Source organism: Dinghuibacter sp. (assembly GCF_035492835.1).
Lineage (GTDB): Bacteria > Bacteroidota > Bacteroidia > Chitinophagales > Chitinophagaceae > Dinghuibacter.
In genome coordinates this window covers 1-11,598 of record NZ_DATJIY010000127.1, presented here as the reverse complement: position 1 = coordinate 11,598, position 11,598 = coordinate 1, and the positions used below count along the sequence as shown (strand labels likewise).

Below are 11,598 nucleotides of genomic sequence, written 5' to 3'. Positions count from 1 at the left end.
TGTTTTGCGAAACGTTTCGCAAAACAGGGGAAAAGAGGCACTCCACCCCTCAATTCTTCCGGCGCCGATAGGCAAGGCGCCGATAGGCGAGGCACTGGCCCGCTAGGGCTTCACGATAATCGTGCCCGCGCCGTTGTAGGAGTGGTAGTCTCCGTTGTACATCGCATCCGCCGAAACCGGGCCCATGTGGTATATGCCCGGCGATACCGCGCGGACCGCATAGTAATAGATCTGGCGGGGGCCGGACAAATCCACGAAGAAATTGATGCGGTCGTCGCGGACGTCGAGGGACGTGGGCTCGGCGGCATTTTTTATCCAATCCATCCCGGGGATGTCCTTGGTGCGGGGGTTTTCAATCTCGAAACCGGCGGGCAACAGGTCGCAAAGGACGATATTGTCCACGGCGCCGTCGTAGGATTTCTCCAGCGTCAGCTGGACGATCACGAGGTCGTTCTGGTGGAAGACGTTGCCCGCGATCTCGTGGCCGAAACGGTCGAAGAACTTGCGGCGGGCGCGGATGTAGTTGTCCTCTTCCTTGTAGGCGCCGGAGGCGCTGATGCCTTCGGCCTGCCACCAGTAGTAGAGGTTGCCCGTGCCGCGGACGTCGAGGTTAACCTGGGTCGAGCGCAAGTCGGCGGATGACCAGCGGGCGGGGGCGGCTTCGACGGTTCCGAGGGTGCGGCCGCCGGCGGTCACGGTCGCGGTAGCCGTCGAGGCGGCGACGGTACGGGCCAGCTTGCCGAGGGCCAGGAAGCCAAAGGCGCTTTCCTGCGTGGTATACCAGCTCCGGCCGCTCAGCTTGTCCGCTACCTGGCGGGCCATCGTGGCTACCTGGGCATTGTGCGGGTCGACGTCCAGCAGGACGTCCAGGGCGACCGCTTCGTCGCGGATGTCGGAGCAGAAGGCCCCGCCGGTTTCCGCAACCGATTCTTCACCCGTCCATGCGGTGGGCAGTATGTCCCGGAAACCGGCCTTGTCCCCCGCGAGCGCATAGGCGGCCGCCAGGAGATAACGGCTGTCTAGGGCCAGTGTCGTGGTGCTCGCCTTATAGTAGTTCATCGCGCTGACGTTGGGCCGGCCGGCCAGGGCCAGTACATAAAGACTATAAGCGACTTCCTTGGGCACGATCTTCTTCTGCTGGTTCCCGTTATACCGGTAACCCACCAGGGTCTTGTTGCGCAGACGGCCGTTGAGGTAGGAAAGGATGGTTTCGATCAGGCTTTTATCCACGTCGTAACCGGCCTTTTGGGCCTCCAGGAGGAAGTGCGCAGCGTACACGGTGGCCCACCAGTTTTCGTTGTCCTCGCCGTCCCACAGGGTCACGCCTCCGTTATACAGCTGGCGCATCTTGATCTTCCGGATAGCCTCGAGGACGTTGCTCGCGGCGTTGGTGTATCGTTGCGCGCCGTGCAGGTGCATCAGCGCGGCCAGGTCGTCGTAATAGAGTTGCGGGAACGCGGTTGACACGGTCTGCTCGGTACAGCCGTACGGATATTCGACCAGGTACTGCAGCTGACTGCCCAACCGGATGGCAGGGGACCGGCTCACGACGAGGTGATAGTCCCCGCTGGACGGCAGGAAGTCCCCGGTGCCGATGCTGATGGCGTGCGCGCCCGGTCCGGCGACACCGCTCCCGCTCATCTTCTGAAGGGTGGAGGCGGGGCGGACGCTGATATCGGTTTCATCGGTGAACTGCTCCCCGAGGGCGGATACGGAAACCGTGACCTTGGCGGGTTTGACCACCCTGGCGGCGGCCAGGGTGAAGACCACGCGCCCCTCGGAACCCGCGGGCACATCAGCGCTTTGTTTCGCCGCGCCTACAACCGTAAGCGGTCCAGACAACTGCACGGCGGCGGTGACACTGGCCGTCTTATTGCTCGTATTGGTTAGCGTGACGGGCATGGTGACGGTGTCCCCCGGGCTCAGGAACCGCGGTAGCGCCGTGGAAAGCACCATGGGGTCGGCCACCTTCATCGAGGCCTCCCCGGAGCCAAACGATTCCCCCCTGGCGTTCACCGCCATCAGGCGGATCTCGCCGCTAAAGGCCGTGGGTATGTCCAGGGTAAAGGTGGCGTTCCCGCTCCCATCGGTTTTTTGCACCCCGCTCCAATACGACACCAGCTTAAAACGCTTGGCGGGCATGGGGTTGACGCGGCGCTCCATTTCCAGGCCGCCGTCGCCGCCGGTGCTGCTGAGCCGGGCGAGCACCTCGGGAAAAAGCAAGGGATAAAGGTCGTAGGACCGGACCTCGAGCGCGCGGGACGCGTAGAACCATCCGTAGGGGTCGGGGGTTTTGAAATCGGTGACGCTCAGGATGCCGTTGTCGACGGCGGCCAGCGTGATCATGCTGTTGGGCGCGGCCCTGACGTGAATGACGGGGTGGGTATTGGACCGCACCTTCTGGGGCGCTTCGATCGCGACGGCCAGGTGGCGCTCTTTTTCCTGGACCGTAAGCCCCTTGAAACCGTGGGCGACGGTCAGCGGGACGTCGGATACCCCGTGCGGCTTGAATAAGGTGGCGGTCACATAGACGTTCGGGAGGTGATCCCCGGTGACCGGGAGCTCGAGGGACGCCGACCGGTCCTTTACGTCGACGTACTGGTAGGAAACCACCTTATCCTGCGTTTCCATGGTGACCAGCATCCGGCCGGAAAACGGCGTCTTGAACAATACCTTGGCCTTCTCCCCCGTATTATAGGAGGCCTTATCGGCCTCGATGTCGATCTTGCCTTCCTTGTCCACCTCGAACGAGCTGTTGTCCCCGCCCCAGGGTCCCCAACTATAGAACTCCTTGGAGACATACGCATTGCTACCGGGTACGTATACCCTCAATTCGTATTCACCCGGTGACCGCGGGATAAAGGGGAAGCTGGTCTGGGTTCCGCTCACCGTGACCGTCTGCGACGCCACCACCCGGTCGTCCTTTTGGGATTCGTAACGGAAATAGTCGCCGTTCCTGGCCAGGACGGTCCGGTATTCATGCTTGATCACCTCGACCTTCGCCGTTTCGCTGACGACCCGCTCGGCGGGGTTGATCGCGATGAGCGGGAAGCGGACGGCCTGATCGAGCGGGTAATAGTAGTATCCGTCGTTCATGATCCCGAAGAAAACGGCCTGCGTATAAATATCCGCGCTGCTGCTACGGCTGACAGGCCGCCCGGTCTCGTCAAAAACGGTGGTGAAAAACGTGGCCCTGAGCCTGCCGATGTTCTTATACATATCCGGGACCTCGTAAGATTCCTTGGCGCGTCCCGACTCGTCGGTCTTCCCTTCCCGCTCGTCCTTGGCCTGCAAGGCGTCCTGGCCGTCGAGACCGAAGTTGTACCGGTCGTAAGCCTTGGAGGTAAAGGCCGTTTGCGCCACCTGTATCTCGCATTCGTAGTTCCGGTTCGCGGCCGGGGGTCCGAAGAAATTCTCCGCGGTGATGTCCAGGCGGGCGGTTTCCCCGGTGAAGAGCAGTTCCTTGTCCAGCTTTGCCGTGACCTTGATCCGGTCCGGGACGAACTCTTCCACCCGGAAGGGCCGGCTGCCCAACAGCACGTCGTTGGAAGTATAGACTTCGAGGGTATAGCTGCCCGTTACCGCCGCATCGGGTATGTCGACGCTCCCATCCAGGGCGCCCTGGTCGTTGATGCTTTTGCGGAAGCTCTTCAGCTCCTTGCCGTTCGGCAGCAGGAATTTCATCTTCAGCGGGAGCTCGCCCGGCAGCTGCCAGCCGTTGGTGCGGAGGATGACCGCGAAGTGGGCCTGTTCCCCGGGCCGGTAGATGTCGCGTTCGGGATAGATATAGGCGTCGAGGCCGCTGGGGTTGGAGGATTTTCCGCCCACGTCGAACCGCGACGTATTCACCTGTGTCGTGGCAAAGGGGAGGTAGTTGAAGTCGCCGGGCGTCCGGGCGATGATCATCGCCGGGGTGAAGCCGGCGTAGTCCCGCCGGCTATAGGCTATTTCGGCTACCCCCGCGCCGTTCGTGGCGCCGATACCCAGGACCTGGTTGTTTTGGCCGTAGGCCACGATGTTGACGCCGCCCATCGGCGTCGCGTCCTTAATGGAGTTGGCAAAAACCAGCATCTTATCCTTCCCCGCCTTGGCCATCAGCCCTATGTCAGAGAGGGATACGAAACGGCTGTCGTTGACCCAGTAGTCGTCTGTGGATCGGATGATGACGTGGTAGATGCCTTTGAATTCGGGGAGGTGATCCTCCAGGTCCAGGTGGAGCACCCGGCTGTTACCCGAACGGGGGAGGCTTTTCGTGTCGACGACCGTTTGGTAGACGATGTCGCCCAGCTGGAGGTCACCGCCGCCGCCATCGCCCTCTTCGTCGTCACGGTTTTGGTCGTTGGGCTCATACCCGTACCGCCCCGCGGCCAGCAAATTATTTTCATAGATTTTCGACACGATCACCTTGACCCGCGGCACGCTTACGATGCGGACCGCGATGTTGCGCTCGCCCCGGCTGGAGAGATACACCTCTTTGCTGCCCGAGAAACTAATGGACGGCGCCATTTTGCCAAAGGTTATATTATTGAGGTAGTCGTCGTGGAGCACGCCACCGATGGTCCCCCTCAATCCCTTGCCGATACGCAACCCATAGCTGGTGGACGCGTCGAATCCGTCGCTCGTCACCGTGAAACCGTCTTCCGTCGGCGTGGCGGTGAACTTGACCGCGGGGTCGAGCTTGATGTAGTTCGCCAGGTTCTCGGGCGCTACCTGCTGGCTGGTCCGCACGGTGATGGTGCCGGTCGCGCCGTCGTGATCGGTGGTGACCTCGTGTATTTCCAGGACGTAGGGCGACGCCATCCCCGTCGTAAAAGTCAGGGTCTCGGGCGTGCCGTTGGTCCCACCGTCCGGTACCAGCCCCTTGTCGATGGCGAGCTCCACCTTATAGTCCTTGTCCTCGGATTTCACCTGCGGGAGCTTGAGGCTGATCTTGTCGGAAACCGATACCGTCTGCAGGTCGAAGGGCGCCGGCTTCCCGTCCACGGTGACGTGTAACCGGTCCTTGAGCGCCGACGGCGCCACCGCGTAATTGAACAACAGGTCCAGCATCGGAAGGGCGGTATGCGTCGCCTCGTCCTGCGGAACCCAAACCGCGCTGACGTCCTGGAGCGACAACGCGGGCGTGTGGAAATGGATGTCGTCTCCCGCCTTCAGCCGCCCGTAACCCGAGTGCTGGATCACCTCTGAGTTGATCACGGCCTTGTAATCCGTGGCGGGCTTCAGCGGCTGGGAGGGCGAAAACACCAGGGTCCCCGGGTTTTCCCATCGGAAGCGGCCGGGAATCTTCGGTTCGAACGAGACGTAGTCCAACGAATCCCAGATGTTGAGCAGGGAGTCCTTGACCAGGTCCTTGTCGAATTGAAATGTAAGGTTTCCTAATGATGAAACCTCTCCCTTGGCATTCGTGTAGGAGAGCGACACGGTCTTGCGGTTACAGGCGCTGAAAGTCAGGCCCAGCAAGGCGAGGCAGCAAATAGCATGGATACGCATACAAGAAGGTTAAGCTTTTTTTAGAGGATGGATGTACTAACCCCGCGGAAGGTTCGTTACATTTGAGTAGAGTTCTCTGCAATCTTAATAGGAGGAGGTTTTTAGAAATGACCCGCACACACTGGCCACAATGGTCACGAAAAGGTACAATAAAGAAAGCTAAAACCTTTGTTAAATGGGGGTTGACCGGCGGTATTTTTTTCTTCCTCCTTTTCCTGCTCCTGAACTGGATTTTCCCGCTCCATTCCGGCATCGAATACTCCACGGTGATCACCGACCGGAAGGGGAACATCCTCCATGTTTACCTGACCCGGGACCAGCAGTGGCGGATGAAGACGGAGCTGTCCGACATCTCGCCCCTGCTCCGCCGGACGATCATCGAAAAGGAGGACAGGTACTTTTACGATCACCCCGGCGTCAACCCCATCGCCATCGGCCGGGCGCTCGTTCGGAACGTCCTGAGGATGCGCCGGACCTCGGGCGCGTCCACGATCACCATGCAGGTGGCCCGCGCCCTGGAACCCCGGAAGCGGACCTACCTGGCCAAGTGTATCGAGGCGTTCCGGGCGCTCCAGCTGGAATGGAAATACCCCAAGGATCAAATCCTCCAGCTCTACCTCAACCTCCTTCCCTATGGGGGGAATATACAAGGCGTACGGACCGCCGCGCTATTGTATTTTAATAAGGAGCCCGACCACCTGAGCCTGGCGGAAATCACCGCCCTGGCCGTCATCCCCAACAAACCGTCCACCCTGGTCATGGGCCGCGCCAACGACCGCATCGTGGCCGAACGCAATAAATGGCTGCGCCGTTTTGCCGACGATCGCGCCTTTACCCGGGCTGACATCGCCGACGCCCTCCGAGAACCGCTGACGGCCACGCGTGGGCGGATGCCCGTCTTCGCCCCCCACCTCAGCGCGCGTCTCCGCCCGCAGGGCCTCCCCTATATCCACACGACCATCGACCTGAATACCCAGCTCACCATTGAACAGCTCACGGCGGCCTACATCCGCCAGCTCCATACCGGTTTCATCCACCAGGCGGCCGTCGTGGTCGTCGACAATGCGACGGGGGCGGTGATCGCCTACGCCGGCTCCGCCGCCTTCGGCGACACCGTGGACGGCGGCCAGGTCGACGGCGTCCGCGCCATCCGGGAGCCCGGAAGCGCGCTCAAACCCTTTTTATATGGACAATGCATCGACGCCGGGCTCCTCACCCCGAAATCCGTGATCGAAGACGTCCCCATCGACTACCAGGGCTATGCTCCCGAAAACTATGATCGTAAATTCAACGGCTACGTAACGATGGAGTACGCCCTCGAGCACTCCCTCAACATCCCCGCGGTCAAAAGCCTCGAGCGCCTCGGCAAGGACAAGCTAATCGCCACCCTGGCCGCCTGCCACTGCCGCCAGATCCAACGCGACCGGGCCAAGCTCGGCCTGTCGATGATCCTCGGGGGCTGCGGCGCCTCGCTGGAAGAGCTCACCGCGTTGTATACCAGCCTCGCCCACGGCGGCGTATACCGCCCGCTCCGTTTCGTGACGGCCGATAGCGCCCGGAGGGATTCCGTCCGTGTCATGAGCCCCGCCGCCACCTTTATCATCGACGACATTCTAAGCCGCGTCAACCGCCCCGACTTCCCCCTCACGTGGAGCACTACCGCCCACCTCCCGCGCATCGCCTGGAAAACCGGTACGAGCTACGGCCGCCGCGACGCCTGGAGCATCGGCTACAACAACCGCTACACCGTCGGCGTCTGGGTCGGCAATTTCAACGGCAAAGGCGCCCCCAGCCTCAGCGGCGCCACCGTCGCCACCCCGCTGCTCTTCCAGATCTTCAATACCATCGACTACGACAACGGCCAGGAATGGTTCCGCCAGCCCCCCGGCGTCGACACCCGCATCGTCTGCAGCGAGACCGGCCTTCCCCCCTCCCCCGGTTGCACCGACCTGGTCACCGACTACTTTGTCCCCCTGGTATCCCCCACCACCCCTTGCGCCAACCGCCAACTCATCCCCGTCTCCCCCGACGGTAAAATCTCTTACTGCCCCTACTGCAAACCCGCCGTAGGCTATCGCCTCGTCTCCTACCGCCTCTACTCCCCCGCCATGCGCGCCTATATGGACGACCGCCACGTTACCTACGAGCATATCCCGCCCCACAATCCTTCGTGCGAGCGCATCTTCGGCGAAGGCGCCCCCGTGATCACGGCTCCATCGTCCGGCGCGGAGTATTATATAAACCGTAAGCACCCGGAGCCGATTCAATTGGCCTGCCGCACCGGCCCCGACGTCGCCCGTGTCTACTGGTATGTCAACAACGCCTTCTTCAAATCCGCCGACGCCAAATCCGCCCAATACTTCGTCCCGCAAGAAGGCCCCATCAAGATTTCCTGCACCGACGACAAAGGTCGCAACCGCGACATCTGGATCCGCGTCAAATGGGTCGACCTCTAGCGGGCTTGGCGAAAAAAGCGTCAATTTGGCCGCGAACGCCCCTTGGCTTTATCTTTGCAAGACTCAAAAGATCGAAATGTTTCATATATGACAGAAAAGGAATTCCAACAGCAAAATCCCCGCGAAGAAGACATCAACGTGGACGAAAACGTGGCGGGGACCGCACACCTGCAAGAGGACATCCAGGACTCCGAGATAGAAAAACTGCAACAAGAACTTCAGGATCAGAAAGATAAGTATTTGCGGCTGTATGCCGAGTTCGACAACTTCAAACGCCGGAGCGCCAAGGAAAGGGTGGAGCTGACCCAGACCGCGGGACGGGAAGTCATCCAAAGCCTGCTCGACGTCCTCGACGACTGTGACAGGGCGGAAAAGCAACTGGACAATGCGACAGACATCGCCCAGGTGCGCGGAGGCGTCCTCCTGGTTTTCAACAAGTTGCGTAACGCATTACAGGCCAAGGGCTTGAAACCTATGGAAAGTCTGCATACCCCTTTTGATGTGGAAAAGCATGACGCAATCACCGAAATACCCGCGCCGACCCCGGACCTTGTCGGAAAAGTCCTGGACGAGGTACAAAAAGGGTATTATCTAGGAGACAAAATCATCCGTCACGCTAAAGTGGTCGTGGGCAAATAAGGGACGCAATTATGGCAAAAAGGGACTACTACGAAATACTCGGGGTTGTAAAGGGCTGTTCCGCGGACGAGCTGAAAAAGGCGTACCGCAAGGTAGCCATGCAATTCCACCCCGACCGCAACCCCGGCAACAAGGAAGCGGAAGAAAAATTCAAGGAAGCGGCAGAGGCCTACGAAATCCTGAGCGACCAGGACAGGCGCGCCCAGTATGACCGTTACGGCCACGCCGGTGTCAGTGGCAACGGTCGCCCCGGCGGCTTTGGCGGGGGCGCGGGCATGAGCATGGACGACATCTTCAGCCAGTTCGGGGACATCTTCGGGGACGACCTGTTCGGGAGTTTCTTCGGAGGCGCCCGGGGCGGGCGACCCGGTGGCGGACGTGCCCGCGGGGTACGGGGGAGCAACCTGCGTATCAAAATCAAGCTCACCTACGAGGAGATCGCCAGCGGGGTCAACAAGACCATCAAGGTAAAGAAATACGTTCCCTGCGCCACCTGCGCGGGTTCGGGCGCCAAGGACAAAAGCAGCGTCCAGACCTGCGCCACCTGCGGCGGGCAGGGGCAGGTGCGGAAGGTAACCAATACCTTCCTCGGCCAGATGCAGACCGTTTCTACCTGTCCCACCTGTAACGGGGAAGGGTCCACGATTACCAACAAGTGTACGACCTGTAAGGGTGAAGGCCGCGCCTTCGGCGAAGAAACCGTATCGATCGATATCCCCGCCGGCGTGCAGGAAGGCATGCAGCTGAGCCTGAGTGGCAAGGGGAATGCGGGGGAAAGGGGCGGCGCGCCCGGCGACCTCATCATTCTCGTGGAGGAAGAACCGCATCCGACATTACACCGGGACGGGCTGAACGTAGCCTACGACCTGTATATCACCTTCCCCGACGCCGTGTTCGGCACCTCGGTGGAAGTACCCACGATCGACGGTAAGGCAAAGATCAAGATCCCCGTCGGCACACAGAGCGGTAAGATATTCCGTTTGCGCGGCAAGGGCTTCCCCGCGGTGAACGCTTACGAGCGCGGGGACCAGCTGGTGCACGTCAACGTGTGGACGCCGCAGAACGTCAGTGCTGAAGAGAAAGCCATGCTCGAGAAGATGGCGACCTCGACCAATTTCCAGCCCAAGCCCGAAAAGTCGGAGAAGTCCTTCTTCGATAAAGTCAGGGAAATGTTCAGCTGACGTATATTTGCTTCCCTTATGCTAAGAACACATACCTGCGGAGAACTCTCCCTTACTCAAGCCGGTCAGGAAGTGATCCTGTCGGGCTGGGTACAGACGATTCGGAAATTCGGCGCGATTACTTTCGTGGACCTGCGAGACCGGTATGGCATCACCCAACTGGTGTTCAACGAATCCCTGAACCCGCAGCTGGACGAGCAACCCCTCGGCCGCGAGTATGTATTGCAGGCGGAAGGCACGGTGCTGGAGCGCACCAACAAGAACCCGAACATTCCCACGGGGGATATCGAGGTCGCCGTAAAACAATTCCGCATCCTGAACAAGTCGGCGGTGCCTCCCTTTACCATCCAGGACGATACCGACGGAGGCGATGACCTCCGGATGAAATACCGCTACCTCGACCTCCGGCGTCCCCAGGTGCGCCGCAATCTCGAATTGCGCTACCACATCAACCGCGCGACCCGGGAATTCCTCCACAAGGAGGGCTTTATGGACCTGGAGACGCCCTTCCTGATCAAGTCGACGCCTGAAGGGGCGCGCGACTTCGTAGTACCGTCCCGTATGAATCCGGGTCAGTTCTATGCCCTGCCCCAGTCGCCCCAAACCTTCAAGCAGCTCCTCATGGTGAGCGGTTACGACCGCTATTTCCAGATCGTGAAGTGCTTCAGGGACGAAGACCTCCGCGCCGACCGTCAACCGGAGTTCACCCAGATCGACTGTGAGATGAGCTTCGTCGAGCAGGAGGACATCCTGCGCACCTTCGAAGCGCTGACCAAACATATTTTCAAGCAAGCCCTCGACGTCACCATTACCGGGGCATTCCCGCGGATGACCTTCGACGAGGCTATGTGGCAATACGGGAACGACAAGCCGGATATACGCTTCGGTATGAAGCTGACGAACCTGAAGACGCCTTCATCGGTGTACCCGGAGTTCCGCACCAGCTCACTGGGCGTTACCGGCTTTGGCGTATTCGACGACGCGGAAACGGTGCTGGCCATCGCCGCTCCAGGGTTGGCAGACTACACCCGCAAACAAACCGACGAGCTCACCGAATGGGTAAAGCGTCCGCAGATCGGGATGAAGGGCCTCGCGTACGTCAAGTGTAATACCGACGGCACATATAAGAGCTCTTTCGATAAATTTTTCGACGAGCCGAAATTGAAAGCGCTGGCGGCTGCCGTGGGCGCCTCCTCCGGCGACCTCATCCTCATCCTGGCCGGCGCCGAGGAACGCACCCGCAAAGCGATGAGCGAGCTCCGCCTGGAAATGGGAAACCGTTTGGGGCTCCGCAAAAAGGACGAATTCCGTCCCCTGTGGGTGCTCGACTTCCCGCTGTTCGAGTACAGCGAAGAGGACAACCGCTGGGTGGCGCGGCACCACCCGTTCACCTCTCCCAAGCCCTCGGACATCGCAACGATGATCGACAACGATCCTGCGATCGCCGATCCGGCCAGGTACCTTCAACATCCATATGCTTCGGTCAAGGCAAACGCCTACGACCTGGTGCTGAACGGCACCGAGATCGGCGGCGGCTCGATCCGTATCTACCAACGCGACCTCCAGGAAAAGATGTTCGCCGCTCTCGGCATGACCCCCGAGGAGGCCCGCCACAAGTTCGGCTTCCTCCTGGGCGCCTTCGAGTATGGCGCGCCACCCCACGGCGGCATCGCCCTCGGTTTCGACCGCCTTTGTTCCCTCCTGGGCGGCAGCGAAAGCATCCGCGACTTTATCGCCTTCCCCAAAAACAACAGCGGCCGGGACGTCATGCTCGACGCGCCATCCTCCATCGATCAGAAGCAGCTGGATGAGCTGGCGATCGCTACAAAAGT

Annotated in this window: 5 protein-coding genes; 4 read left to right on the top strand and 1 reads right to left on the bottom strand. The window is 60.6% G+C overall.

Features of this window, described 5'->3' with window-relative positions; all coding sequences use genetic code 11:
- Positions 1–102 precede the first annotated feature (102 nt).
- Positions 103–5,490, bottom strand: coding sequence for an alpha-2-macroglobulin family protein (locus VL547_RS11785; RefSeq protein ID WP_325577919.1), 5,388 nt, complete (start codon positions 5,488–5,490; stop codon positions 103–105).
- Positions 5,491–5,672: 182 nt separating this feature from the next.
- Between VL547_RS11785 and pbpC the strand changes: the two genes are divergently transcribed.
- From pbpC to aspS, 4 genes are all read left to right on the top strand, one after another.
- Positions 5,673–7,946: a penicillin-binding protein 1C gene (gene pbpC / locus VL547_RS11780; RefSeq protein WP_325577917.1), complete on the top strand. Its 2,274-nt coding sequence runs from the start codon at positions 5,673–5,675 to the stop codon at positions 7,944–7,946.
- Between the two features lie 87 nt (positions 7,947–8,033).
- Positions 8,034–8,585, top strand: a complete 552-nt coding sequence (locus VL547_RS11775; RefSeq protein ID WP_325577915.1) for a nucleotide exchange factor GrpE — start codon at positions 8,034–8,036, stop codon at positions 8,583–8,585.
- An 8-nt stretch (positions 8,586–8,593) separates the two neighbouring features.
- Positions 8,594–9,766 (top strand): molecular chaperone DnaJ, encoded by a 1,173-nt coding sequence (dnaJ, locus tag VL547_RS11770; RefSeq protein WP_422653320.1) that lies wholly within the window; start codon positions 8,594–8,596, stop codon positions 9,764–9,766.
- Positions 9,767–9,784: 18 nt separating this feature from the next.
- Positions 9,785–11,598 (top strand): aspartate--tRNA ligase (gene aspS, locus VL547_RS11765; RefSeq protein WP_325577911.1); only part of this gene is annotated, 1,814 nt, incomplete at its 3' end.

What these genes read in the sequence shown, in the direction of transcription:
- VL547_RS11785 (WP_325577919.1), bottom strand. Translation starts at nt 5,490, where the DNA reads ATGCGTATCCATGCTATTTGCTGCCTCGCCTTGCTGGGCCTGACTTTC.
- VL547_RS11775 (WP_325577915.1), top strand. Translation starts at nt 8,034, where the DNA reads ATGACAGAAAAGGAATTCCAACAGCAAAATCCCCGCGAAGAAGACATC.